We start from the raw sequence: 24450 nt of genomic DNA on the forward strand, positions 1-24450 counted from the left end.
GCTGGTACGGCTGTCAGGGGCGCAGCCGGTGGAACAGCTCTACCCGGGCGCGGTGGTATTCGATGTCCGCCTCGTCATAGGTCACCCCCTTGTGGAAGTAGGCGTACTCCCTGCGGAGCTTCAGGGTGTTGCCGGTGTAGTAGTCGCCGTGCAGGGGGTGACGCACGGGGTGTTCGGCGTGGAAGGCGGCCAGCCAGCGGTCCAGATCGGGGTCGTCCAGTTCGGCGGTCGGCAGCGGGGCGACCGCCTCGGGGAGGCCGGCGGCGGCGTGCCGGGCGATCGCGTGGCACCACTCCGACTCGGCGGCGGCGCGCCACGCCGGGCCGACACGGATGACGTGCCCGTCGAGGCGGTAGGCGGCGGATTCCTCTCCACCGTGCAACCGCTCGCCCGCCCCCGTGACGCCCCAGGTCAGGGCCGCGGCTTCGCGGATCTCACGGGTAAGGGGCGTCTTGACGTAGATCATCCGTACTTCCGTTCGGCTTGCGGGCAGGCGCGTGGCGCGACATCACCGGTGTAGCAGAGTCATGCCAAGGGCGACCTGGGCCGGTTCCAGCGTGGTCTTGCCGTCCTCGATGTCCCACAAGGCGTTCTGCAGGATGCGGCCAAGTGTCCACCCGGTCGCCCGCTGCCGGTCCAGGCCGAGCGCCTCGGTAAGGAGGTCGAACCGGCGCAGGACCGTACGGGTCACGTCGCCGGTCGCCACCACCGCCTCCTCCCATCGACTGTCCAGCGCCGGCCACAAGTCGAACCCGGGGTCGCCGGCCAGCGGTTCGGGGTCGATGGCCAGCCATCGTTCCCGTTGCCCGGCGAGGACGTTGTCGTAGTGCAGGTCCCAGTGCAGCAGGCGGTCACCGGATTCGCCGACCAATTCGGCCACGGCGGACGCGCAGGAGCGCACCAGCTGCTGCTCGGCCGGGTCGCGCAACGCCGGTACAGCCCGTGGAGCCTGGTCCAGCATGGCGGCGGCGATGTCGGACAGATGCCGCAGACCGGGCGGGGCGGGCGCCGCGACCAGGCGCGCCATCAGTTCGGCGAGGATCCGCATGGCGGCATCGTCGTCAACCACCGACGACAGCGGCCGGGCCGCGTCCAGCCGCTCCAGCAACATGGTGCCGGTGTCCGGGTCGTGGTCGAGCAGGTGCACGATGCCGTTGCCGTTCAATACCCGCAGACCGAGCGTGGCGCCGGCGTTGTCTTCGCTTGCTTGCTGGAATTTCAGCACCGCGGGAGCGCCATCTGCCTGGATCACCGGCAGCACGAGCGAGGCCATGCCGTGTGCCGCGGGGCCGTCCGGTCGCAGCGTCCAGCGGTCGAGGAAGTCCGCGGCCAGCCGGGGCAATTCGGCGATCCAGGCACGGCCGGTCGGGTTGTTGTTGCCGTACGACGCGGCGAACGCGTCGGGGATGTCGACGGGGATCGATGTGCTCATGTCAGGTATCTCCTTCGTGGGTTGTTCGGGATACGAAGGAGGTCATGGGGGTGCCCGACTTCCGGGCAAGCGTCAAAACATGCGTCCACCCTAGCCAAGCACGATCATGTTCGGCCCTGGAGCGTGGCTTGGAGTCGGTGGATCTCGGCGGCGGTGCTGCGCTCGGCCGTTTTCATGAAGCGGACGATGGTGCCGAGTTCCGCGTCGTCGAAGTCGCCGAGGTCGTCTCGCGTACGGGCGATCAGTCCTGCGTAGGCGGCGCTGACCCGGTCGAGGCCTTCCCGGGTGGGTTCGATGAGCACCCGCCTGCGGTCGTGGGGGTCGGCCACCCGTCGGACGCAGCCTGCGGCGACGAGTCGGTCGATCATGCGCGAGGCCGATCCGGTGGTGAGGTTCACGTGTTTGGCCAGGACGCCGGGGGTTGTCGGACCGTGACGGCCCAGCACGAACAGGCATTGCACGTCGGGCTGCACAGCGCTCCCGCGCCGGTTTCGCTGCCACACTGGCAACCACGGATCACACCGGACTTCTCCGACCAACTGCCTCATGCCGCCACAGGATTGTGGAATGCGGGCCCGTTCGGGGAGGACGCTCGTCGTCTGATCGTCGAGTCCGCCGAATCGATCGCCGGCTGGGCGTCACGGTATACCGAGCTCGCCGAGAAGGCGCTGGCCGCCTTTGACCGCTGGGTGCCGACGCACGGCGAGCCGCACCACGCCAACCAGCTGCTCACCGATTCCGGACTCGTGCTGGTGGACTGGGAGTCGTTCGCGCTCGCCCCGCCCGAGCGGGACCTTCTCAACCTGCCCGAACACGACCGGCGAGCCCTCGGCGGCGAGCCCGAGATGATCGAGCTGTTCGAACTGGAGTGGCGGCTGACCGAGATCAGGGAGTACGCACGCTGGTTCCAGGCACCGCACACCGGCAGCGAGAACGACCGAACGCGCTCGCCGATCTACGCAACGAGCTCACACGCTGACGCCGCACGTCACGAGAGCCTCGTGGAGGGTGCACTGGCTTGCCCGACGAACACGCATGTGGACCTCCGAGTCCTGATTCCGTAGCTGACAACGGACAGCGATTGTCGATCCGCGGCCGCGCTCTGATCGGTAGGGACTACGTGGGTCACGGGCGGCGGATGCGGTAGCGCAGGTGCATGACGTGCTGTGTGGGTTCCTCGATCTGCGGCGTGGTCAACCGCCGGACCGGGTCGAGTTCGATGTGCTCGGCCGGCAGGTCGTCGAACAGCCGGCGTCCCTGCCCGAGCAGGACCGGTACGACGTGTAGTTCCAGCTCGTCGAGCTGCCCTGCCCGCAGCAGCGCCTGCGCCGCCCCGGCACCGTGCACCATCACGTCGCCGTCCCCGGCCGCCGCGCGGGCCTGTGCGGCGCACTCGTTTACGTCGGTGACGTAGCGGACGCTGCCCGGCGGCGGCTCGTCCGGGACCTTGTGGGTCAGGACGAAGATGGGGACGCCGTCGTGATGGTCGCCCTGCCAGCGGTCGGCGTGTTCGTAGGTGCGGCGACCGGCGATGAGGGCGCGGCTGGCCAGCGCCTCGGCGTACACCTGCCGGCTGGGTCCGGGGGCGTTGCGCCGGTCGAGCCAGTTGAAAAGCCGGAACCCGCCGATTCCCATCGGGGTGTCCGGGCTGTCCTGCGGCCCGGTGACGTAACCGTCCAGGGACATGGTCATGTACAGCCGGATGAGCGCCATCGCCTCAGCCCTCCGTCCTCACGCGGTAGCGCAGGTGCGCCACACCCGGCCCGTCCACGGCACGGAGCAGTTCGAGCTCGATGTGGTCGGGCGGCATGTCCTCGAAGAGCGGTTCACCCTGTCCGAGCAGGACCGGGATCAGGTGAATCTGCAGCTCGTCGAGGACGCCGGCGGCAAGTGCCAGCCGAGCGGTGCGGGCTCCGTGGACCAGTACGTCCTTGTCGCCGGCCGCGTCCTTGGCCATGTTCATCGCGGCCGTGACGTCGCTCACATAGGTGACTCCGGGCCATTGCAGTTCGGGATCGGGCTGACGGCGGCTCAGGACGAAGATCGGCACGCCATCGTGGTGGTCGCCGCCCCAGCCGTCGGCGAGCTCGAACGTCCGCCGGCCGACGACGACCGCCCCGGTGGCCATGGCCTCGTCCGTGACCTCACGGTTCGCGCCCGCCAGGTGGTCGACGTCTTTCCTGTGATCGGCGTCGGCATCCGGCAGAAACCACTCATGCAGCCGATGCCCTTTGTCACCGAGCCCGTTGCCCGGCGCCACGTTCGGCCCGGCGATGAACCCGTCCACCGACATCGACATGTACAGCACGGTCTTACTCACGTTTCCGGTCCTTTCAGTACGTCCAACGGGGTGCCACGAGTGTCATCGCGGGTCCGATTCGGTGGTCGTGAACTCGATCTCGATGGCGATCTCGATGGTGTCGGCGACCACGACGTTGCCGGCGCCGAAGCCGAGCTGGATGTCGACGCCGAACGCGGCGCGGCTGATGGTGGTGGTCGCCGAGAACCCGGTCCGCTCCGCGCCGGACGGGTCGTCGACGACGCCGAGGAACTCGGCGTCCATCTCGACGGTCCTGGTGACACCGTGCAGGGTCAACTCGCCCACCAGGATGAAGGTCTCGCCGTCGAAGCCGCGGACCTCGGTCGAGGTGAACTCGATCTGCGGGTACTTCTCCACGTCCAGGAAATCGGCCGACCGGATGTGCTGGTCGCGCTGTTCGTTGCCGGTGCGCACCGAGGCGGGGTCGATGAGGACGGTCACCCGGCCGCCGCCCTCGCCGACGCTCAGCGCCGCCGAGGCGAGCGCGAACGTTCCCCTGACCTTGCCGACGCCCATGTGGCGGACCTTGAACGAGATGTCGGAGTGGACGGGATCGCCGACCCAGGTGCCGGCGGCGAGGGTGGCATCGACGGTGATCATGGCGTACGGGACTCCCCCTGTGCGGCCCGGCCTGCCCGGGCGGATACTGATCTGTGCGACCAGCATGCGAGATCGTGGCGCCGGGTTGTATCCCAGATTTCTGGGATTATGCCGTCGATCACCATAAGCTCCCGATCGTGGTCAACGCATCGGCGGCGCATGCGCGCGTCCGCGACGAAATCGTCAGGCTGGTTCACCGAGGGTTACCCGTGCCGGACTTCGCGCGGGCCGTCGGCGACGCCTTGGGCCGGGCCGTGCCCGCTGAAGGCACCTGCCTGATGACGACCGACCCGGCGACCATGCTCCCGACCGCCGAGTTCGTGGAGAACGGCCTGCCCGCGGCAGAGCTGCTCCGGCTCGTGGAGATCGAGGTGCGTGAGCCGGACTTCAACAAGTGGTCACAGCTCGCCCATGCCGGCCGCCCGGCCGGCAGCCTGAGCGAAGCCACCGCCGGTGACCTCGACCGTAGCCTGCGCCAGCGGGAGATCCGCCGCCCCGGGGGATTCTCCGATGAGTTGCGGGTGGTGCTCGCCGGCGGCACGGGGACATGGGGGCAGCTGACTGTGTTCCGGGAGGCGAAGCGCCCGTACTTCTCCTTGGCCGAGGTGGAGTTCGTATCGTCGGTCGCCCCCCTGATCACTGATGGACTACGGCGCGGCCTGTTGCTCGGTGACGCACAGGCCGGTGACGACGACGTCGGTCTGCTGATCCTCGACGCCGATGACGGCGTACGCATGTCCAACAAGTCAGCGGATCGTTGGCTGGACGAGTTGGGCACCGGTGACAGAGCGGGCGCTCGGCTGCCGCTGGTGATCTCCGCTGTCGCTCGCCAGGCCCGTTCCCTCTGCGGCCCGGCGACGAGTGCGACACCTGCGCCGACCGATCTCCGGCCGGCCAGGGCCCGAGCGCGCACCCGGGCCGGTCAGTGGCTGATCATCCGCGGCTCGCTGCTGAATGACGGTCCGGAACCGCAGGTCGCGGTGATGCTGGAAGTCGCTCGCCCCGCCGAGATGGCGCCCCTGATGGTCGATGCCTACGGCTTCACCGACAGCGAGCGCCGGGTCACCGAGCTGGTGGCCATGGGCTTGTCCACCAAGCAGATCGCCGGCCGGCTGCGTGTGTCGTCGTACACCGTGCAGGACCACCTAAAGTCGATCTTCGCCAAGTCGGGTACCGGTTCACGCGGCGACCTGATCGCCCGGCTGTTCCTCGATCACTATGCCGCCTCCTTGACGTCGGGAGTCGCGTCGCCGACCGCATCCGATCGAAGAACCCTGGCGTAGGTTTGATCGTTCCGCGGACAGCGTGATTTGTGCGGTAGGAAAGCATCATGGCTAACGATCAACGACATAGTCGGCGGCGGGTCCGCTTACGCGTTATCCGAATGGCAAGTGCCCTGGCGATTGGCGCGGGGTTCGGCGCGGCGACCTCCCTTGTGAACGCCATCTCCCATAGTTACGCCGACCTTAGTAGCCGTGCCTACACCGTCAGCGGGTGGTCAGTGCCGGAAATCATCGGCGTACTGCTGGACTCGGGCTGGTCCTGGGCCGGGTTAGCGGTCGCCGTAGGGTGGCTGGTCACACGCACCGAGCAGAGCCGTTCCGCGGCGCTGGCGGAGAGCGCTGCGGCTGGTGCACTGGCCCTGCTTGCGGCCACGGCTGCGTACAGCATTGTGGACACCGTTCGTAGCGCGGGGCTCTCCCCCTGGTACGGATCCGAACCACTCGTGTGGTGGGTCACCAGCGTCATCTTCGGAGCGCCCTTGGGTGCCATCGGCGCATGCGTCAAGCGGCCGGGAGTGATGGGTGTGCTCGCGAGATTGACCGTGCCGGTCGGCGCCGCTGTACAGATGGTCGTGCTCACGCCCGGCAGGAATGAGGTGATCGAGGCCATCGGAAAGACGATCGTATGGACGGGGGCTGCCGCGATTATCGGCTTCATCCTTGTCCATTTCTTCCTCGTTGAGCGACGTCGGCGCACCGTGGCGACCGCAGAGTCTCCGTAAAGAGGCTGAGCACCCGCACTGACCCTATGGATGGGCAGTGATCGCAGCGGACGCTCGGCCCAGCAGCCTGAACAGGTGCTTGAAGTCGCGGCCGCGCTGGAGAAGGGGGCGGCAGGGCTGGGCCGCCCGACGGCCCGGGCCAGTGGACGGAGTCACCGTACGCACCCCGCACGGTCAGTTGACTACACGGCGGTACCGAATTTCAGTGAGCACGAAGCCGCGTGTCTCGTCCTGTTTGACGGAACCGTCACTGTGCCAGCCGTTGCTCTCGTAGAAGCGCCGAGCGCGTACGTTGGCCTCCATCACCCACAAGGTGGCCTTCTCATAGCCGGCCTGCGCCAGGGCCACGACGTTTCGGCCAGCAGATGCTCCCAGACGGGTTGCCGTTGGGAGGAAGTCATCCCGTCAAGATATTGCTGGGGGACCAAGCCCTGGTAGGCCGTTTGCCAGGATCGCACGTGGATAACAGCGATCGCCTCGCTGTCAGCGAGTTCAGCTGGTCGAATGCGCATCAAAAGGTCATAGCACTCCCCGTCCATCGCCGTCGACAGGCTGAAATGCCGCAAACTGGTAGATCGTCTGCTGTCGCTGTTACGACTTGAAGGGAGCGGCATTCATCCTGGGTGCCGTCAGGGGACAGGACTCCTACGCATGCAGGGCACGCGGCTCACCTGACGGATGTCCCCCTACGGCCAGCACATCGGCCAATAACTCCGAAAGTCCCACAGGCCGCAGAGTCTCTGTGCTGGCGACAAGCTCGGCCAAGGACCACCATCGGTGGTCGATAATGCCCTGCTGTTCCTCCGGCTCCAGGTAGGCGCGGGTAATGGTCTGCGTGCCGCGCGCCCGCGCCAGAAAGTACCGCTCGTGCATGTGTACGGGCTCGCCGCCCCACCGGACGTCCGCATCCAGAGTCCACAGGCACGGCCCCCACCCGACCTCCGTCAGTCCAGTCTCCTCAAGCAGTTCCCTACGAGCCGCCTGAAGGAAGTCTTCGTCCTCCTTCAATCCTCCGCCTGGGGGCACCCAGAAAAACTCCTGGACCGGAGACCCGGGGACGACGATGACGCCGTCGTACCTGTGCCGGATCATCAGAATCCGATCGTCCTGGTCCAGCAGCACAATCCGGGCACCTCGTCGGGTCCGCATCACTTGCTCCCATCCGGCGTAGCTACCCGCAACGCTCCCATAACTAGGAAGCGGCTGGGCGGTGTGCCTGTTGCTCCGCGGCGTCGAGTGCGGGCGTGAGTGGTGCGAGCGTGGTGCGCAGCAGGTCCGCCAGCGAGCCGGACGGCACGACGAGCCCGCCGGCCGTGACGGACGCGGCAGTGGTGTGCAGCCACTGTTCGATCGCGACGCGAACCGCGGCGGCCACGCTGGCCGCGAGCACACGGGCGGTTTGCGGGTCGATATCGCCGAGGCGTCTGGTGATCGCGCCGGTGAGGGGATGTTCGAGCGCGCTGGTGGTATCGAAGAATGCCTCGCGCAGCGCGGGACGGGTGGTGATCATCAGCAGCGCCTCGCGACTGGGTACGCCCGGATCCGTGTACTGATCCACGATCGCCTCGATGATCGCGGCGGCGAGGCCGACGCCGTCGGGTCGGTCAGCCACTGTCGACGCGACCCGCGCTTCCCGTTCGCTGTTGATGGCGGCGACGATCGCCTGTTCGCGGCTGGAGAAGTAGTTGTTGTAGGTCCGGACTGAGACGCCGACGGCCTCGGCGATGTCGTCAACGCGCACGTTGTCCGGTCCACGTTCAAGGGCCAGCCGCAGTGCCGCCGCACTCAACGCCTCCCGGGTGGCCTGCTTCTTCTGCTCACGCAACCCGGTTCGTCTTGTCGTCACCATCTCAGCATTCCAGCTAGAGTGCGTACACGCAAATTTGCGTGCACGCACTTTTCTGCCTAGCCTCGCGCCTCATCCCCATGCGAGTCCCATGCGGGCCCCATGCGAGCGAAGGAGCAACATGATCACAGATGTCGTCATCGCCGGCGGCGGCCCGAACGGGCTGATGCTGGCCTGCGAACTGAGCCTCGCAGGAGTCCGGCCGCTCGTGCTGGAGCGGCTACCTGAGCCCAGCCAGGAGCCCAAAGCGAACGGACTGCTCGGCCAGGTCGTGAAGATGCTCGACCATCGCGGGTTGCACGAACGTCTCAGCGGCAGCCCGGAACCACCGCGGCCGAACTCCGCGTACTTCATGTTCGGCGCGATGGGCCTTGACCTGAGCCTGCTGGCGGACAGCCCCGTCTACGCCCTGCCAGTGCCGCAGCGACGCATAGTGCAGGTCCTGGAGGATCGAGCGATCGAGCTGGGGGTGGAAATCCGGCGGGGACACGAGGTTGTGGGCCTGTCACAGGACGACGACGCCGTCACCGTCGACATCACGAGCCCGGACGGGGAGTACCACCTGCAGGCCCGATACCTGATCGGTGCCGACGGAGCCCACAGCGCCACGCGCAAGCTGTCCGGCATCGGATTCCCTGGCGTCACCTACGACCGGATGACTGTTCGCTCGGCGCACGCGACCGTCCCCGCGGGCTGGGTCGACCCCGCCAACGGCGCGCTGAACGTGCCCGGCTACGGCCCCGTCATGCCGTTCCTGCCCCACCGCACCGAGCAGGGAGGGTTCTCGTACGCGCCGATGCCCGGCCATCCACCGCTGGTCACCACTACCGAGTGGGACCAGGCCGCGACTGACGCCGCGATGAGCCTGGAGGAGTTGCGGGCGAGTATCCGCCGCGTGCTCGGCGTCGACGTACCACTCGGACCGCCCAACGGCGAAGGGCCGCACGCCTTGCGCCGGCTGACCGGCGGCAACACCCGGGTCGCCGAACGGTTCGCCCACGGCCGGGTGTTCCTGATCGGTGACGCCGCCCACGTGTACGCCGCCACCGGGGGCGGCCCCGGGCTCAACCTCGGCCTGCAGGACGCGATCAACCTCGGCTGGAAGCTCGCCGCCGAGATCCGAGGAAGCGCTCCGCCCGGACTGCTGAGCACGTACGAGACGGAGCGGCGATCGGCCGCACACCGCATGGTGTTGAACGCCCAGGCGCAGTCGGCGCTGATCGCCCCCGGCAGCGACGTCACCGGACTGCGCGAAGTGTTCAGCGAACTGCTCCGCGACCCGAACACCGTGCGGCGCCTGGCCGAACTCACCGCGGGCGCCGACGTCCGCTACGACATGAGCGAAGACGTGGCCGAAGACATAGGCGAAGACGTGGGCGAAAACATGGGCAGACCCAAGCCGCACCCGCTGATCGGCCGCTTCGCCCCGGACCTGGAGGCGCACACCCCCACCGGGCCGGTCAGACTGGCCGAGTTGACCAGAACCGCACGCCCCCTGCTACTCGACCTGACCGAAGGAGCATCGCTGGCGCGGACACCCGCCCTACGGCACGACCAGGTCGACATCGTCACCGCGCGCCCCCAGCCCCACGCGCCCACCGCCCTGCTCCTTCGCCCGGACTGCTACGTGGCCTGGGCTTCCGCGTCGCCCCAACCAGATTCCGCGGAGATGGAAACGCTCCGGGCGGCCTTGCAGCGGTGGTTCGGCCCCATGTGACCCACACGGGCGCCGGGCGACACGCGGCATCGTGGGCATGGACGGCCACCGCCGAGATCGAAAACTCGACTCCGTGACTTCACGTTGCGCATTCGCTTAACTACTCTTTGTAGTTGACCTGTTCGGTTCAACGACGGAGAGCGACCACATGAAGAAAGCTTTCGCGACGACGCTGCTCATCCTGGGCGCGGCAGGGATCGCCAGTCCCGCCTACGCCGACAACGACTCGAACTTCGGAGGCGGGGTGAACGCGGCGAACAACTGGAACTTCACCTCCGCGGCCGTCTGCCTGCAGGAGGTGGCGGTGGTGCCAGCCCTAGGAGTCTGGGTGGGCGGCCACGCGAACAACTGCGCCAACGGCAACGTCATCGATCACAGCGGCAAGTAGGCACATTCCCTGCGGGCCAGAAGAAGCGCGCGGCCATGGAGCCGCGCGCCGGGCCGGCCCGGCGCCGCAAACGGGGTTCACATCAGCCGCCGGCCCGCTGCTCAGTGACCTGCGAACGAGCCCGCAGTCCAGAGTTCCAGTCACAGAACCTATCCGCAGGCGACCAAGACCGGTTGCGACCCGACCGACCGGTAGGTAGTCTCATCCTCCACAACCGACCGACCAGTCGGTAGAGCGATGTGATGGAGCTGCCATGGATGTCACCGGTACCGTCGCCACCGGCTTCGAAGCGGTGAGGGACGCCTTCACCGGTAACTTCACCTCGGGCGCCGAGGTGGGCGCGGGCCTTGCCGTCTACCAGTACGGACAACCGGTCGTGGACGTGTGGGGCGGCGACGCCGATCCCGACACCCATCGGCCATGGGAGCACGACACGCTCGCCGCCCTGGCCTCGACCACCAAGACCTTCGCGGCGGGAGCGTTACTGCTGCTGATCGAGCGCGGCCAGGTGGACCTGGACGCGCCGGTGGCACGCTACTGGCCCGAGTTCGCCCAGAACGGCAAGGGTGAGATCACCGTACGGACGCTGCTCAGCCATCGCGCGGGACTGCCGTCGATGGAGGCCAGACCGGTGACGTGGGAGGACCTCAGGGATTGGACACCGATCACCGACACCCTGGCCGCCGCGAAGCCCGAATGGCCGCCCGGCACCGCACACGGCTATCACGGTGTGACGTTTGGCCACCTGACCGGCGAGATCGTCCGGCGGGTGTCCGGGGCGAGCCTGAGCGAGTTCTTCGCCCGCCACATCGCCGCGCCATTGGGCGGCCTCGACTGCTACGTCCGCGTGCCCGACGCCGAGTCGCCGCGGATGGCCACCATGGTGGTCCCCGACACCGAGCAGATCATGCTGGGAATGGAGGTGCCCGAGCTGGCCGACATGGTCCGAGCACTGAACGACCCGACCACGCTGACGTACCGTTCCATGTTCGGCAGCGTCACCATCGACTGGGACGCCGCCAACGACCCGAAGACCTACCAGGTGGAGAGCCCGTCCATGGACGGCGTCGCCTCCGCCCCATCTCTGGCGCGCTACTACGCCGCATTGATCGGCGAGGTGGACGGCGTACGGCTCCTCAGCCCTCAGCTCGTGGACCAGGTGCGCCGGCCCTACGGCGACGGCATCGACGAGATCCTGCGGGTACGAACGTCGTGGGGGCTGGGGTTCGCGCTGCCCGGCGGTCCGATGTGGCCCGCGCCGGAACAGGTCACGGGGTTGTTCGGGCACAGCGGCGCCAGCGGCTCGTTCGCCTTCGCCGACCCCGAACGTGGCCTGGCCTTCGCCTACGTCCCCAATCGCGGTTCCGAGCTGCTCGAAGGCGGCGACTTCCGGGTCCGCGGCCTGATCGAGGCGCTGTACGAAGGCAGGCTCTGACCATGCTGGAACCCCGTTTCTCCACCGTCGCCGAGGCGTTCTCGCACATCATCGGCAAGGGCGACGACCGTGGCGCGGCGTCGCCGCCGAAGGCAAGCAGGACATCACCGTACGGTGGCTGCCGTCGCACCGGGCGGGAGTGCCCGCACTCGACACGCCGATCTCGTCGCGCGCTCTGATCGCGGGAGACAGCCCCGTCGAGGCGCTGGCCGCGCAGGCCCCGGCCTGGCGGCACTCGTGTACGGCGCTCTCCCGTGACCACCGGTCCCGCGTGCTGAGCTGTGGATAGGCTGTGATCAGCTGAGAACCGAGCACAGAGGATGGCAGTTGCCGCGTACCGAGCCGGGCGACACCCGAAGCCGCATCATCGAGACAGCACGGGAGCTGTTCACCACGCAGACCTACCGGGCTGCCTCGATGCGCGACATCGCGGAACGGGTAGGCATCACCAAGCCCTCCCTTTACCACCATTTCCGCAGCAAGAGCGAGATCCTGGCCAGCCTTGTGTGCCCGCCCATCGACCAGCTCGAGTCGGCGCTCGACGCCGCGGCGACTCGCTCCACCCAGGCGGATATCACGCGGCAGGTGCTCGGCGGTTGCCTCGACGTCATGCTGACCCACCGCGAGACCATGGCCCTGCTCCTGCGCGACGCCTCGGTGTACAGCGACGACACGACCGACGTCATGTCCCGGATGGTGACCATCGTCAACCGGGCCATCGACCTGCTCGCCGGGCCCGATCCCGACTGGCGCCGGCGCGTACGCGCGGCCCAGGCGTTCGCCGCCGCCACCGATCCCATCAGCCAGCTCGTGGACGTGCCGGCGGACGACCTACGTACGGAACTCCTTCGCGGCGCGAGCGCGATCCTCGATCCCGCACCGACCGCCGAGCCTTAGACGGCGAGACGGCCGTCGGCTATGCGGCCGCGCGGCGATTGCCGGCGGAGGCCATGCCGAGCCAGGTGTGCGGATCGCGTTCCCAGCACCAAGGGCGCCGGGCTCGAAGGTGAGGTTCCCGATCGTCGCGACGAGGTCGCGCAGGGGTGCGACCAGAGGCTGGAAGTGCTCCGGCGTCAGGCCCGCCATCACCGGGTATCCCCGTTCGATCAGGTTGTGGATCTGGCGGTCGAATTCCGTGGCTGTGTCGATCGTTGTCACAGGATCCTTTCGGCGATGCGGGCGATGTCGGCCGTTGTACTCACCCACCGTGATCGTCGGCGAGCTGACCAGCGGTTTGAGGAAGACCACTCGCTCGTGGGCGGGCAGTGGGTGCCCGGTCATCGGGCCGGGCGTCAAGGGAAGTTCCTTCCTGAGGTGTCGGGCAGCAGGTGGGGGCGGGTCAGAGGTGTTCGGGGGCGGTCCATTCGACGAACTGGACGATCACGCCGTTGGGGTCGGTGACCTGGAACAGGGCTTCGCCCCAGGGCTCCTGGCGCAGCGGCATGGTGATCTGCGCCCCGGCGTCGCGCAGCCGCTTTTCCTGCTCGGCCAGGCCGCCGGCGAGGGTGAAGGCGATGATCAGACCGCTGGCCCGCTGGTCGCGCTGCTCGGGCGGCAGCACCTCGATGCCGCGGGCGAGCAGGACGATGTCGACCGCGTCGTCGCGCGACAGGGAGGCGAAGCCGTCGGCGGCCTGCTGGACGGTGTAGCCCAGGTAGGTGGTGAAGAACGACTGGGAGGCGGCGACGTCGTCGACGGTCAGCGAGACGGTGGAAGCGATGAACTGCACGGGATCTCCTCTGGTGGGGTGGGGTCAGTAGCTACGGCGCCGGGGGACGATGCGCGTGCCCCGGACTTGCTGCGACGCACGGATGCTGTGATCGGACGGCAGACGACGCAGTTCGGCGCCGTGCAGCGGGGACCGCTCGGACTGCTGCGAGCGGGGTATACGAGCGAACTTCTTGGGCATGGGCGTTCCCTTCGAACTAGGCGTTCCATCGTCATAAACTTACGACGGAGGTAAATTTAACCCAAGGCGCTCAAGGGTGTCAACATAAAGATGCTACGAGGCTAAGATTGCGTCATGGCTACCCAGACTCCCACCCCGGCCGCCGGGCTGCGCGAGACCAAGAAGCACGAGACGCGGCAGCTCATCTCCGACCACGCGACCCGGCTGTTCATCGCCCAGGGCTTCGAGCAGACGACCATCGCCGAGATCGCCGCCGTCGCCCGCGTCGCCAAGAAGACCGTCACCAACTACTTCCCGCGCAAGGAAGACCTGGCCCTGGACCATCAGGAGGAGTTCGCCGCCGCCCTGGCCCACGCCGTCACCGCACGACGCCCAGGGGAATCAGCGCTGGCCGCGCTGCGCCGCGCGTTCGCCGACGCCGTGGCCGTCCAGGACCCGGTCGCCGGATTCTCCGGCCAGGAGTTCGCCCGCATGATCGCCGACAGCCCCACCCTGACCGTCTGCCTGCGCGGCCTGCACGACCAGCGCGAACACCACCTCGCCCAGGTGCTCGCCGACGTCACCGCCGCTCAGCCCGGCGACATCACCGTGCAGACCGCCGCCGCCCTGCTGGGCACCGTCCACCGCGTGCTGTTTCACCGCATCCAGGCCCTCACCCTCGCCGGACACCCCAACGACCAGATCGCCCACACCATCGCCGCCGAAGCCGGCCAAGCCTTCGACTTGCTGGAGCCCGCCCTGGCCACCTACGCCTCCGCCTGATGTGAGTGCTGTTGGCCCGGCCTGCGATGAGTTCCGGCGCTCCATCGGGTCTCCACTCCAGACGACCTCTACGATCAAGGAGAAATTTCATGGGCAAGGTCATCTACTGGATGAACACCTCGATCGACGGCTACATCGAGGATCCCGAGGGCGGCATGGACTTCATGGACCCGGACGAGGACTTTCGCCAGGCGGCGAACGACCACGTCCGCCGGATCGCGGCGTTCCTGTTCGGGAGGCGGCTGTATGAGGCGATGGAAAAGCCCTGGACGCAGGACCTCGGCAAGGAAGGCGCCCCGGCCCTCGAGCGGGAGTTCGCCCAGTTCTACAAGGAGACGCCGCGGTACGTCTTCTCCGACACCCTCCAGACCGTCCCCGAAGGGGTTACGATCGTCCGTCGCAAGGACGCCGTGTCCGCGGTGACGCGCCTCAAGCAGGAGATCGACGGCACCCTCCAACTCGGCGGCCCCGAGCTGGCCGTCTCCCTGCTGAACTTGATCGACGAGTTCTGGGTGTACGCGCTCCCCGTGATCGTCGGGGGCGGCAAGCCGTACCTGCCCGTGGGGGAAAAACTGCGGCTGCGCCTGGTCGAGCACCGTTCCTTCGCCTCAGGAACCATGTTCCGGCGCTACGTACGGTCCTGACCGGCCCAGAAGCGGACCCACGAGGCGGCCCTATCCCTGGCGTCCGCCGGGGTGGGGGACGCCGTCGATCGACGTCGTCGGTAAGGCTCACTTCGCGGCCGAGGTCTACGGTGACGTGGCGGTGCGCTCGCGGTGGGGCCTGCGTACCGAAGGGCTGGTCGAAGACCGGCGACGACGCGGTAATCGGCTGACTCGTCCCGAAAGCCCATGGGCCCCGCGGCTCGTCACCTGGGTAAGTATCCGCGCCAAACTGAGATGAGTAGGCTGACCCTGCCGCGGAGCTATGCGCCGGTGACGAGACTGCGTTCCAGGGCAATGATCGGCTCGATGCTCTGCAGGTCGTAGTTGCTCAGGACGATGGCTGTCCAGGCAGGTCCTTTGGAATCCGACCGGGGCTTGCCGAGGCACCGGTGTTCGCCTCGGCGGTTCCCGACGCGGCCAGGAGACCACCGGCAGCCAGCGGGACCGCGCCCAAGAGCCCGAGGGCCGAACGGCGTGAAGGGTCGTGGCCGGCCAGGGGACGCGACAACACCATGGAGACTCCTCTCACAGGAAACGATCTGCGAGAGATGCCAGCAAGAAGGTCGTTTCCTCGACGTTTCCGTCCCTTCGCCATGCTCACCGGCTCGGGTCTCGGTCTTCGAGACCGGGTCAGGTCAGCGGGGGCCGGTGAGACGGACGTCGCCCTGCGCGGACAGGACGAAGACCTGCCAGTTGTAGTACGCGTAGAAGCTGCGCGAGTCGCGCTTGATCTGGCGTGCGTGCGCGAGGACGGCATCCACGTACCGGGCGTCGTGGTTGTAGGCGAACACCGCACGCCGGTAATCTCGCGGCGCCCCCGACGCCTTGAGGTAGTTGGCCGCGGCAAGCACCGCGTCATGCGCGTCCTGGACGTTGCCGCCCAGCCCGTACTGCCGCCACGTGCCCGGCATGAACTGCATGGGCCCCTGCGCCCCGGCGGAGCTCGCCGACCTGACCCGTCCGAACTTCGTCTCGACGAGCATGATCGCCGCGAGAACCTCCCACTCGACGCCGAACCGCTTCTCGGCCCGCACCATGTAGCCACGCAAGCGCTCGGCGGGCTGCGGCTCCACCAGGCGCATCCGCTTGCGCTGCGCCGCACTGATCGGACGGGCCAGGGACAGCAGCTTCCCGATGGCCGTGGTGTTGTCGCGCGCCTCAGCGGCCAGCCCCTTGGGCAGACGCCTGACGACCCCCTGGGTCAGCGTCGTACTGCGGGCCATCGCCCGGTAGATGCGCTGCTGATGAAGAGAGAGCAACACGACGTCCTGCGGCGGCCGCTCCTGCGACCCCTTGGTCCAACTGTCGATCGCCTCGTTCAGCGCGGCGGTCGTCTTCTTCAGGGCATCGGCCAGCTTGACGGGGTCGCTGGGAATGCGGACATCGGGCGCAGGCACCCCCATGGCCCCCGCCTCCGGAGAGGGCGTCTGGGTGGCACTCGGAGCGGTGGCCTGGGCGGACCGCTCCGGCGACGCCGACCCGTCCGCCTCACCGCCACATCCCGCGAGGACGGCTATGAGGGACGCCGCGATCATGACGTGGACCGATCTCATGACGCCCTACCGTATCGCCCGGATCATCTGCAGGACGGGTGGACGCCGCCGCGCACCACCCGCGCCAGAGCCAATCGCGGAGGAGGACCTCGGAAGATCGCTTCCCGGGATCGGGTTTCCCCGCATCTGATGGTCCTCGCCAGGTGCTCGATGTTTAGTACCTAGCGATTCAGCGCTTCACCTGTCGATTGTCTGAGCGGCGGGCGGGGGTTTGATGGTGAGCTTCATTCCCCAGTCCGAGTAGCGGACATCTTCGACGAAGCCGAACCATCCCTGCCCGCCGGTTGCGCCCTTCAGCTTGTCTCCTTCGGGCTGACGCCACTTGGACCAGGCCCGGCGTACGAGACCGTCTTCGCCGATCCACAGCCGCCAGTCGATCTTCCACTCACCATGATCGTCTTTTACGCCCTCACGCAGATCGGGCGCGACGTCCCACAACTGACGGAAGGTGATCGACCCTTGACGAAGGGTCGTAGGTGAGCCGTCGTAGACACCCGAGGCTTTGGTGGTCGTCGTGGCCCCGAGCACGGCTGTCAGCACAGCTGGCCTGTCCAAACGCAGAAGTCCCGTCTCCAGCCGCAAGGCGCAGGGCCACTTGAAGCTGCCCCATTTCTTGCCGTTCGGCCGCTTCTTCTCCGGGTCGTACTCCCAAGCGCGCTTGCCGATGCAGATATCGCGGACGCCTGCCTTCCGCACTTGGAAGTCCCACAGGTCGGTCGCGACCACCTTGCCGTCGCCGAATCCGACGACGCCCTTCGTAGGCTTGAAGCGCTCCCAGCCCGAGCCCGAGTTGAATGTGCTGTATCGAGTGATCCGCACCCCGTGCCCTTTGACCAGTTGACGCTGGATCGCCGCGGCCGGGTCATCGGTCGTGGCCGCATAAGAAGACCGCGGACCTGGCAGACGTCAACGCCGATAATCCGGAACTGGCTGAAGTGGCGCTCGCCGAACAGCCCGCGCTTCTGCCCCGAGCGGGGGCGCTCCTCAAGAAGCGCCAAGTCATGGCCCTAGGTCAGGTCCTGCGGGTCGGAGAGAGCCGCCGCGGCTGCGGCGAGGACAGTGTGGGCGTCGGGTGCGTCAGGTCCAAGTCGCCGAATCCGGGTCGATGCCTCGATCGCGGGCGTTGGCGTCGATGATGTCACGGAGCCAGATGGTCAAGCCTGGCTCGATTGCGTCGTGGTAGGCCGTGAAGTCGGGATCGGCGGCGTACTTCCTTCCTAGGCAAACATGCATCGAAAGGGTGCAGTCGAAGTACGCGTCAATGGAGGCCCTGTGTCGTTCCGCCAGGGCGTTGGCTTCGGCACTGCCTGGCCTGACGCCGGCGCGCTTGGCTGCTGCCAGGTCGTGCTCGAGCGTTGCGATGTTGTCGGCGATCTGCTGCCAGTCCTCGGGGGTCATGCCCGCGGCGCGCTCGGCGTACTGTGCCCATTGAACTGTGTCGCCCCATCGGTCACGTGCGTCCGCGACCTGTGACGGCTTCCAGCGCGGCCCGAAGATCGCGACTTGTTCCTCCGCGGAGAGCAGGATGCCGGCGCGTGCGGCTTCGATCATGCGATCGACCGCGTCGACCATTGCCCGCAAGCGGGAGATGCGATCGAGGAGCTGGGTGCGCTGTTGTCTCAGCGGCACGGTCATATCGACCGTCGGAGCATCGAGAAGTTCACCGATGTCGTCGAGCGACAGACCGAGCTCGCGGTAGATGAGCACCCGGTGGATGCGTGCGATGTCGGCCGCGGAGTAGAGCCGGTAACCGCCGGTGGTTCGCCCGGACGGGCGGACGAGCCCGATCGCGTCCCAATGATGGAGGGTGCGGACGGTGACTTTCACGTGCGATGCCGCGGCCCCGACGGTCAGCCCGCCGGGGCCCGCGGCATCGTCCATCGCGGCGTTGGTCACGCCGTCGAGTCTGACATGCGCGGCGGTTTCACCCTTTGGGGAGGGTGAAACCGTTTGCTTCGAGGTAGCGTGCCTCGGCGCTGTCGGGGTCGAGGGGACGGGCCGCGGTCATGATCACGCGAGCGTTCTCCGGCGTGATGACTTCCAGTTCTACGGTGTTCCACGGAGTCTGTCGCGGTCCCGTCGTGCATCCGGGCACCAGCGCGGTGCACGCCTGCGCGATCTCGTCGACCTGGCTCAGCACGCAACTGAAGCCGATGCTCACCGTTGAAAGGGCCGGCAGGCCGTCGGTCGGGACGAGCAGAGTGTCTTGGAACGCCCACCGTCGAAGGTGCGTGACCTGGCCCGGGACCGTGAACAGGTCGATGAAACCGAGCCCGCGGGTCCAGAAATTCACGGACGCGGCCAGGTCCGGCGTCGGCACGGTGACGAACATCGGCATGCCGTAGATGCCCCGGTAAATCTCAGGTGGCGTCGCGTCGGGCCCGGGCGGAGGGACAGGGCTGATATCGAATGCCTCGTAGTACTCGGTCATGCGCTCATCGTGGAGCCTGACGCAAGGTTAGGGTCAAATCCGGATCAACACGTCGCACGAGTCGTACCATGCAGGTGATCGAGCGACAAGCGTTAGAGCATGCCCAGAAGTACGGGGCCGGCGTTCATGGCACCGTGGACAACGAGGATGGGCCACATCAGTCGGTATCGGCTCCACAGATAGCCGAGGAACAACCCCTGCACTCCTTGATTGACGAAGACCGAGGAGAGGTCCGTGAGAAGGTGTCCCGTGCCTTGGATGCCGACATGCCAGGCCGCCCAGAGCAGGGAAGTCAGCACGATGGCGGGCCAGCGGCCGATGAGGTGCTCCCATCGGGTCTGCAGCCAGCGCCGGTAGAAGACCTCTTCGAGCAGGCTGTTGACGCTGAACACCACGACGATGGTGAGCACCAGCGTGACGGGATCGACTCTCGCCGCGTAGTCACTGGACGGCACGGCCAGCGGACCTGTGTAGGTGAGAACGAGCCAGGCGGTCACCGGTGCGATGGGGCCGTAGTGACGCCAGGCCGCGGGCCGCTCATGGATCTGGCCGCGATCCGCGCAATCGCGCCGTGACAGCCAGAACAGCAGTGCGGGTACGGCGAGCAGCAGGATGAGCTTCAGCAGCGTGTGGGCAGGTTCACCGCCGCCCCACAACCATAACCCCGCGGCGAAGAGTGTGGCTGAGACCAAGAGGAGGAGGGCCTGGCGGTGAAGGCCGCCGCGTGCCGGTGCGGCGCCAGTCGGAGTCGTCTTGGGGGGCAGCAGTCGTATGAGGACCAGCCCGGCGAGGGCCGGGATCCAGCGGTGCCACATGGGCACGGTTTCGGCGTGGTCGGCCGAGTAGCGGATGCCGGTGTTGCCGTTCAGTGCCAGCCATAGTGCCGCTCCGGCGATCAGGGCCAGGCCGGCCACCAGGATGCTCAGGCCCAGCGTCGGTTGCCATGCTTTATTTCGCACGCCCGTACTTTATAGGAGACCGTACAGGTGTGCTGTAATAGGGGAATGCCGAAGATCGTGGACCACGAGCAGCGGCGCGAGGAACTCACCCGGATCGTGTGGGGCATCATCAGCCGGGATGGGATCGAAGGGGCCACCGTCCGCAAGGTCGCCGAGGCGGCAGGCGTCTCGGTCGGCGGGTTGCGCCACTATTTCGACAATCAGCGCGGCCTGCTCAGCTTCGCGGCGCAGGCGGTCGCCAGAAGCGTCACCAAGCGCATCACTGGCCACCTCGATGCGGACCTGCCAGGCATGCAGCGCGCCCAGCTCATCCTCGAAGAGCTCCTTCCCCTCGATGACAACCGCCGCGTCGAGGTGGACGTATGGCTGGCATGTCTGGTGCGCTCGCATGTGGATGAGTCCCTGGCGGAGCTGCGTGACGCGAGTTGGCCGGGGGAACGCCACATCTGCCGTCTGGCGATCGCCTCTTGCCACGGCCTGCCGCTCCCCGATCGCGTGGGACAGGAACTCGCCGAAACCCAGCTGGAAGGCCAGGCCACGCGCCTTCACGTGTTCGTGGACGGCCTGACACTCCAGACAACGACCTTCCCCCACCACTTCACGCCTCAAGCCATTCGTCGGATCGTGCACGACGAACTGCGCCTCCTCACCGAGGCGCCGCCCAGGTCGCCGCGGCCCGGCACCGACCGCTGACGGATCGAGCACTGCCTCAGTCCGCCGGACCTCGGCACGTGAATCGTGAAGCCCAAGCGGCCCGATGACCGCATCACGAGCCGTGCGCGGCCCGTTCCGCATAGCCGTACAGGAAGGTCAAAACCCCTGCGGTGACCATCTCTCGGAGCGCGTCCTCGTTGTGGAGGTCCGCCCGGTCGGTGGGGTTGTCGGCGGAGATGAGCAGCATCGGGTGCCCGGCCGCGCGAGCGGGGTCGTCGATCATGAGGTCGCCGCGCTCGGCGATCCTGCGCAGGCGTTCGGCCAGTTCGCGTCGGGCACGGCCGGGGCCGGTCTCCTGCCAGAGCTTGAGCGCGGCCGGCGGGATGTGCTCGACCTCGGCGTTGACCCGCTGCGTGCTCTCCTGCATCACCGCCTGGAACAACTCAGCCTTGTCGGTGAAGTGGTTGTAGATGGTGCGGTTGGACACCCCCGCCTCGACGGCGATCGCGTCCCGCCTGGCGCGCGTGTAGCCGTCGCGGGCGAAGAGGGTAAGTGCCCCGGCCATGATCGCCTGGCGGAACGACAAGGCGGCCGGCTTCGTCGGCTACGGCCTGCATGGCGCGACCCCGCGCGGTCGAGCACCTCCGGTTGATCCTGACCGAGCTGAAGGTCGCCACCGTACGCAGCCAGGTGGCGCTGTCCCTGCACCACGACTTCACCTTCTCCGCCCCCCACCGAGCCGGGCGACTTCACTCCCGGCCCGGCCTACTGGGACGGCATCGCGCACACCTCGGCGGCCCCGGCGGCCCTGGGCCTGGCGCCTCAACGCGGCCCCCAGCCCACGGTCGGCAGTGTGCTGCGCGACCACTACGGCACGCGCTACGTCTCTACGGCGATCGGCTTCCACCACGGCGACCTCGCTGCCGTCACCGTCCCGGAACCGGCCTCCGACTGGCTCGACGCCCGCCTCGGCACCACGGACCAGCCCGCCCACTGGCTCGACCTGCGTGACGGCGGATGGGAAGGGCCGATGAAAGCCCGCGTCATCAGCGGCGTTTACCACCCCTCCAGGGACGCGGCCGAACACCTCGCCGTCGCCTCCCTGCCCGATGCGTTCGACGTGCTCGTCCACCTGCGCCAAGCGTCCCCGTGCACTGGTTGACGGCGTAGAGATGCGCTGAGAGAAGATCGCTTCCCAGCGCCCATGGTCGCTGGGACCGCCTTATGATCTCGTTCATGAGCGAAACGATCTTCCGGTCAACCGCTCGCGTGCTGCTGGTAGATGCCGTCGATCGGCTCCTGGTCTACCGCGGGCTGCTGCTTCAGGTTGAGGAGCCTTTCTACGCCTGGTTCACGCCGGGGGGCGCCGTTGATCCTGGTGAGAACCTGCATCAAACCGCCGCTCGCGAGCTTCGAGAGGAACTGGGCTATGTCATCGCCCCCTCGACGCTTGGACCGGTCGTCGCGACCAGTTCGGGAACATGGTCGCTAGGCGGTGAGACGTTCAGCTCAGTGGATTCCTACTTCTTGCTTCGCGTCGGCGAGCTGGAGGTGGATACCTCCGGCATGGACGATGAGGAACGGCGGGTGACTGACCGTTTCGAGTGGTGGACGGTTTCGCAGCTCAGGTCGGCAGCCGAGCTGGTCGTTCCGGCGGGCCTGGCCGCGCTGATGGATCTCCTGCTGTCAGGGGATCTTCCAGCTCAGCCGGTCGCGCTGCCGTGGCATTTGCCAACTGCGGGTGCGGCGGCAACGTCTGAATGAGCGTGACTTCCCATCCCTCGGGGGTGTTCACGTCCGCTTCCAGTGTCCGGCAGCAGGCACCTCCCCGTCGGTCACCTGCCCCCGCTTCGACCGCCTCCACCAGCGCGCTCCACCGTCAGGGCCATGGCAGAGGGGCTGAACGGCCGTCTCAAGGGCCACGACCTCGACCTGAGTGACCCGAAGAACCGGCTCGCCCACGGCCGCGTCGCGCCCAGACCATCCTGGTCGCGCTGCTTGTCACCGTCGCCAACGATCACTTCCTCGACCAGTGGCGCCATGCCCGCCGGCCCCCAGACGAGCCCGACGCACCCGTCGACATCCTCGAGATGCCCGCAGAGCACATGGACCGCACGCCGCTCACCGGCCGGAGCAGGCCACCACCCGTCTCATGACCTGCAATTCAGATCACCTTGTCGCAGCACCAGCTCGGAGCCGGTGTCGGCATGCCCACCGACGCGAACGTGGATCTTCACCAGCGGCCTGACATCATCCGGGCCTCCCGGACACCCGCTCCTCAACTCCCAAACCAGGACGAACCCGATTCGGAAACCCCTGCAAAAACAAGATCCCGCCTGATCTCAACGATCAGACGGGATCCCGTCAACTTCAGTCCAGCCGTCTCAAGAACGGCCCCTGGTGGGGTGTTCACGAATAGCCCCGACCTGGGCCGGAAGAACGGTCGAGAAGATCGCTTCCCGGCGTGGCGCTGATCGTTTCCCAGAGTGCGGGAGGGAGGGCCAAGGTTCGCGCCTGTGCTCTGGGCTCCGTGCAGAGCCACCTGGCCCGCACGGTAACGCCGAGGAAACACCGCCCTCGTTAGAACTTGTGGCTCGACAGCCGAGTATTCGGACCTGGAAGAGGGAGACTTCATGATTCTGCGTCGAGCGACGTTCACTGGCGCAGCCTCGCTGGCGTGCGCGGCGCTGGTCTTGAGCGCGGCCCCGCCCGCCACCGCCTCGACAGCTGCCGCCCCCGTCAAGCTCGGGAATGTGCAAAAGGCGATGGAAGACTTGGTGAAGACGGGCCACGTGGTGGGAGCCATCGGCGAGGTGTACGTAGACGGCAAGCGTGTCGGAAAGGGATCAGCCGGGGCCCGCCTGCTCGACGGCAAGGGCGGCGCGATCCCGTCGACCGCCCGCTACCGGATCGGCTCGCAGACCAAGACCATGACCGCCACCGCGGTGCTGCAACTGGTCAAGGAAGGCAAGCTGAGCCTGGACGACGAACTCAGCGAGGTCCTGCCCAAGGTGGCGGAAAAGGACCTAGTGGAGCGGGCCGACGAGATCAGGGTCCGCAATCTGATCCAGCTCACCTCGGGCATCCCCGACTACATCGGCCCGGACACCTCCGACCCCACCCGCGACTACCGCCCGACCGACCTGCTGGCGGCCTCACGCAAGAACGCCCGGCCCGTGGAAATCGGGACCTTCAACTACTCCAACACCAACTACATCCTGCTCGGCATGATCATCGAGAAACTGTCCGGAAGGTCACTGGCGGCCGAACTCAACCGGAGGCTCTTCGCCCCGCTCGGCATGCGCGATACCTACCTGCCCACCAAGGCGACCGAGGGCATCAAGGGCCCGCACGGGCACGGCTACGCCCCGGACGAGACGGGCACGATGCGCGATGCCGACAAGATCAACGCCACCACCATGCTCGGCGCCGGCGGCGTGATCTCCACCGCGCGCGAGCTGAGTGTCTTCCAGCGTGCCTTCCGCCAGGGCAAGCTGCTGCCCGCGTCCCTGACTAAAGTGATCACCGATCCGCCGCCCGGCCAGCCGTCGCCACCTGCGGGCGGCGCGTGCTCCGGCAATCCCGAGTTCGCCGCCGGGGGTGGAGGCAGCGCCCCCGGCTTCACCGCCGCGACCCTCACCTCATCCGACGGCCGCCTGCAGTTCGCCGTGTCCCTCACCCTGGCCATGGACGATGCCGAGCGCGGCACCGTGCCGTCGCGCATCACCAATGCCCTCAAATCGCTGTTCTGCCCCGCGAAGTGATCACTCCAGC

31 protein-coding genes are annotated in these 24450 nt (G+C 67.6%); 14 read left to right on the forward strand and 17 right to left on the reverse strand.

From position 1 onward, the window contains the following. Positions 1-13 precede the first annotated feature (13 nt). From AB0L53_RS04565 to AB0L53_RS04575, 3 genes are all read right to left on the reverse strand, one after another. Positions 14-466, reverse strand: a complete 453-nt coding sequence (locus AB0L53_RS04565) for a hypothetical protein (RefSeq protein WP_363990123.1) — start codon at positions 464-466, stop codon at positions 14-16. 42 nt (positions 467-508) lie between these two features. Further along, complete coding sequence (locus AB0L53_RS04570) at positions 509-1432, reverse strand: aminoglycoside phosphotransferase family protein (protein WP_363990126.1); 924 nt, start codon at positions 1430-1432, stop codon at positions 509-511. Positions 1433-1536: 104 nt separating this feature from the next. Beyond that, positions 1537-1980 (reverse strand): MarR family transcriptional regulator, encoded by a 444-nt coding sequence (locus AB0L53_RS04575; protein ID WP_363990129.1) that lies wholly within the window; start codon positions 1978-1980, stop codon positions 1537-1539. Between the two features lie 12 nt (positions 1981-1992). Here AB0L53_RS04575 and AB0L53_RS04580 point away from each other — a divergent pair, with 12 nt between their 5' ends. Continuing rightward, entirely contained in the window at positions 1993-2496 is a 504-nt protein-coding gene (locus AB0L53_RS04580; protein ID WP_363990132.1) for a hypothetical protein, read from the forward strand. Between the two features lie 61 nt (positions 2497-2557). Here the strand turns inward: AB0L53_RS04580 and AB0L53_RS04585 are convergent, their stop codons facing one another. From AB0L53_RS04585 to AB0L53_RS04595, 3 genes are read right to left on the reverse strand one after another with little or no spacing between them, the layout of a single operon-like run. Next, entirely contained in the window at positions 2558-3145 is a 588-nt protein-coding gene (locus AB0L53_RS04585; RefSeq protein WP_363990135.1) for a dihydrofolate reductase family protein, read from the reverse strand. A 4-nt stretch (positions 3146-3149) separates the two neighbouring features. After that, positions 3150-3752, reverse strand: coding sequence for a dihydrofolate reductase family protein (locus tag AB0L53_RS04590; protein ID WP_363990138.1), 603 nt, complete (start codon positions 3750-3752; stop codon positions 3150-3152). A gap of 42 nt (positions 3753-3794) precedes the next feature. Continuing rightward, on the reverse strand, positions 3795-4352 hold the full coding sequence (locus AB0L53_RS04595) for a YceI family protein (protein ID WP_363990141.1): 558 nt from the start codon (positions 4350-4352) through the stop codon (positions 3795-3797). A 137-nt stretch (positions 4353-4489) separates the two neighbouring features. Between AB0L53_RS04595 and AB0L53_RS04600 the strand changes: the two genes are divergently transcribed. Then, positions 4490-5635, forward strand: a complete 1146-nt coding sequence (locus tag AB0L53_RS04600; protein WP_363990144.1) for a helix-turn-helix transcriptional regulator — start codon at positions 4490-4492, stop codon at positions 5633-5635. 101 nt (positions 5636-5736) lie between these two features. Continuing rightward, complete coding sequence (locus AB0L53_RS04605) at positions 5737-6357, forward strand: hypothetical protein (protein WP_363990147.1); 621 nt, start codon at positions 5737-5739, stop codon at positions 6355-6357. A gap of 174 nt (positions 6358-6531) precedes the next feature. Here AB0L53_RS04605 and AB0L53_RS04610 read toward each other — a convergent pair whose 3' ends face one another. From AB0L53_RS04610 to AB0L53_RS04620, 3 genes are all read right to left on the reverse strand, one after another. Next, positions 6532-6705 (reverse strand): hypothetical protein, encoded by a 174-nt coding sequence (locus tag AB0L53_RS04610; RefSeq protein WP_363990149.1) that lies wholly within the window; start codon positions 6703-6705, stop codon positions 6532-6534. A gap of 297 nt (positions 6706-7002) precedes the next feature. Next, positions 7003-7506 carry an NUDIX domain-containing protein gene (locus AB0L53_RS04615; protein WP_363990152.1) on the reverse strand — a complete coding sequence of 168 codons (504 nt, stop codon included), beginning with the start codon at positions 7504-7506 and terminating at the stop codon, positions 7003-7005. A 43-nt stretch (positions 7507-7549) separates the two neighbouring features. Further along, positions 7550-8206: a helix-turn-helix domain-containing protein gene (locus AB0L53_RS04620; RefSeq protein WP_363990155.1), complete on the reverse strand. Its 657-nt coding sequence runs from the start codon at positions 8204-8206 to the stop codon at positions 7550-7552. A gap of 118 nt (positions 8207-8324) precedes the next feature. Between AB0L53_RS04620 and AB0L53_RS04625 the strand changes: the two genes are divergently transcribed. From AB0L53_RS04625 to AB0L53_RS04645, 5 genes are all read left to right on the forward strand, one after another. After that, a complete protein-coding gene (locus AB0L53_RS04625; RefSeq protein ID WP_363990158.1) occupies positions 8325-9920 on the forward strand; it encodes an FAD-dependent oxidoreductase in 1596 nt (531 codons plus the stop codon). A 148-nt stretch (positions 9921-10068) separates the two neighbouring features. Further along, positions 10069-10308, forward strand: coding sequence for a hypothetical protein (locus AB0L53_RS04630; protein WP_363990161.1), 240 nt, complete (start codon positions 10069-10071; stop codon positions 10306-10308). A gap of 253 nt (positions 10309-10561) precedes the next feature. Further along, entirely contained in the window at positions 10562-11743 is a 1182-nt protein-coding gene (locus AB0L53_RS04635; RefSeq protein WP_363990164.1) for a serine hydrolase domain-containing protein, read from the forward strand. Positions 11744-11745: 2 nt separating this feature from the next. Further along, the gene (locus tag AB0L53_RS04640; RefSeq protein ID WP_363990167.1) at positions 11746-11922 is read left to right on the forward strand and encodes a hypothetical protein; all 177 of its coding nucleotides are present in this window, start codon (positions 11746-11748) and stop codon (positions 11920-11922) included. Between the two features lie 148 nt (positions 11923-12070). Then, complete coding sequence (locus tag AB0L53_RS04645; protein ID WP_363990170.1) at positions 12071-12640, forward strand: helix-turn-helix domain-containing protein; 570 nt, start codon at positions 12071-12073, stop codon at positions 12638-12640. 19 nt (positions 12641-12659) lie between these two features. Here AB0L53_RS04645 and AB0L53_RS04650 read toward each other — a convergent pair whose 3' ends face one another. Further along, entirely contained in the window at positions 12660-12875 is a 216-nt protein-coding gene (locus AB0L53_RS04650; protein WP_363990377.1) for a DUF5701 family protein, read from the reverse strand. Between the two features lie 207 nt (positions 12876-13082). Next, the gene (locus AB0L53_RS04655; RefSeq protein WP_363990173.1) at positions 13083-13472 is read right to left on the reverse strand and encodes a VOC family protein; all 390 of its coding nucleotides are present in this window, start codon (positions 13470-13472) and stop codon (positions 13083-13085) included. Positions 13473-13766: 294 nt separating this feature from the next. On the opposite strand from AB0L53_RS04655, the gene AB0L53_RS04660 reads away from it, so the two are divergent. Together AB0L53_RS04660 and AB0L53_RS04665 are read left to right on the forward strand one after the other, a co-directional pair. After that, positions 13767-14414, forward strand: coding sequence for a TetR/AcrR family transcriptional regulator (locus AB0L53_RS04660; protein WP_363990176.1), 648 nt, complete (start codon positions 13767-13769; stop codon positions 14412-14414). 89 nt (positions 14415-14503) lie between these two features. Beyond that, a complete protein-coding gene (locus AB0L53_RS04665; RefSeq protein ID WP_363990179.1) occupies positions 14504-15058 on the forward strand; it encodes a dihydrofolate reductase family protein in 555 nt (184 codons plus the stop codon). 656 nt (positions 15059-15714) lie between these two features. On the opposite strand, the gene AB0L53_RS04670 is transcribed toward AB0L53_RS04665, so the two are convergent. The 5 genes from AB0L53_RS04670 to AB0L53_RS04690 form a co-directional block, all read right to left on the reverse strand. Continuing rightward, on the reverse strand, positions 15715-16632 hold the full coding sequence (locus AB0L53_RS04670; protein ID WP_363990182.1) for a lytic transglycosylase domain-containing protein: 918 nt from the start codon (positions 16630-16632) through the stop codon (positions 15715-15717). Positions 16633-16809: 177 nt separating this feature from the next. Then, complete coding sequence (locus AB0L53_RS04675) at positions 16810-17451, reverse strand: hypothetical protein (RefSeq protein ID WP_363990185.1); 642 nt, start codon at positions 17449-17451, stop codon at positions 16810-16812. A gap of 258 nt (positions 17452-17709) precedes the next feature. Then, a complete protein-coding gene (locus AB0L53_RS04680) occupies positions 17710-18528 on the reverse strand; it encodes a MerR family transcriptional regulator (RefSeq protein WP_363990187.1) in 819 nt (272 codons plus the stop codon). 28 nt (positions 18529-18556) lie between these two features. Beyond that, positions 18557-19063, reverse strand: coding sequence for a VOC family protein (locus AB0L53_RS04685; protein WP_363990190.1), 507 nt, complete (start codon positions 19061-19063; stop codon positions 18557-18559). A gap of 92 nt (positions 19064-19155) precedes the next feature. Next, positions 19156-20022, reverse strand: coding sequence for a type II CAAX endopeptidase family protein (locus AB0L53_RS04690; RefSeq protein WP_363990193.1), 867 nt, complete (start codon positions 20020-20022; stop codon positions 19156-19158). Between the two features lie 45 nt (positions 20023-20067). On the opposite strand from AB0L53_RS04690, the gene AB0L53_RS04695 reads away from it, so the two are divergent. Then, entirely contained in the window at positions 20068-20715 is a 648-nt protein-coding gene (locus AB0L53_RS04695) for a TetR family transcriptional regulator C-terminal domain-containing protein (protein WP_363990196.1), read from the forward strand. A 73-nt stretch (positions 20716-20788) separates the two neighbouring features. Here AB0L53_RS04695 and AB0L53_RS04700 read toward each other — a convergent pair whose 3' ends face one another. After that, the gene (locus AB0L53_RS04700; protein ID WP_363990198.1) at positions 20789-21262 is read right to left on the reverse strand and encodes a helix-turn-helix domain-containing protein; all 474 of its coding nucleotides are present in this window, start codon (positions 21260-21262) and stop codon (positions 20789-20791) included. Positions 21263-21490: 228 nt separating this feature from the next. Here AB0L53_RS04700 and AB0L53_RS04705 point away from each other — a divergent pair, with 228 nt between their 5' ends. From AB0L53_RS04705 to AB0L53_RS04715, 3 genes are all read left to right on the forward strand, one after another. Further along, the gene (locus AB0L53_RS04705; RefSeq protein WP_363990380.1) at positions 21491-21838 is read left to right on the forward strand and encodes an erythromycin esterase family protein; all 348 of its coding nucleotides are present in this window, start codon (positions 21491-21493) and stop codon (positions 21836-21838) included. Positions 21839-21912: 74 nt separating this feature from the next. After that, positions 21913-22440 carry an NUDIX domain-containing protein gene (locus AB0L53_RS04710; protein ID WP_363990201.1) on the forward strand — a complete coding sequence of 176 codons (528 nt, stop codon included), beginning with the start codon at positions 21913-21915 and terminating at the stop codon, positions 22438-22440. Positions 22441-23309: 869 nt separating this feature from the next. Next, positions 23310-24440 (forward strand): serine hydrolase domain-containing protein, encoded by a 1131-nt coding sequence (locus AB0L53_RS04715; protein ID WP_363990204.1) that lies wholly within the window; start codon positions 23310-23312, stop codon positions 24438-24440. Positions 24441-24450: the final 10 nt, after the last annotated feature.

The organism is Nonomuraea sp. NPDC052129 (assembly GCF_040680095.1).
Taxonomy (GTDB): Bacteria; Actinomycetota; Actinomycetes; order Streptosporangiales; family Streptosporangiaceae; genus Nonomuraea.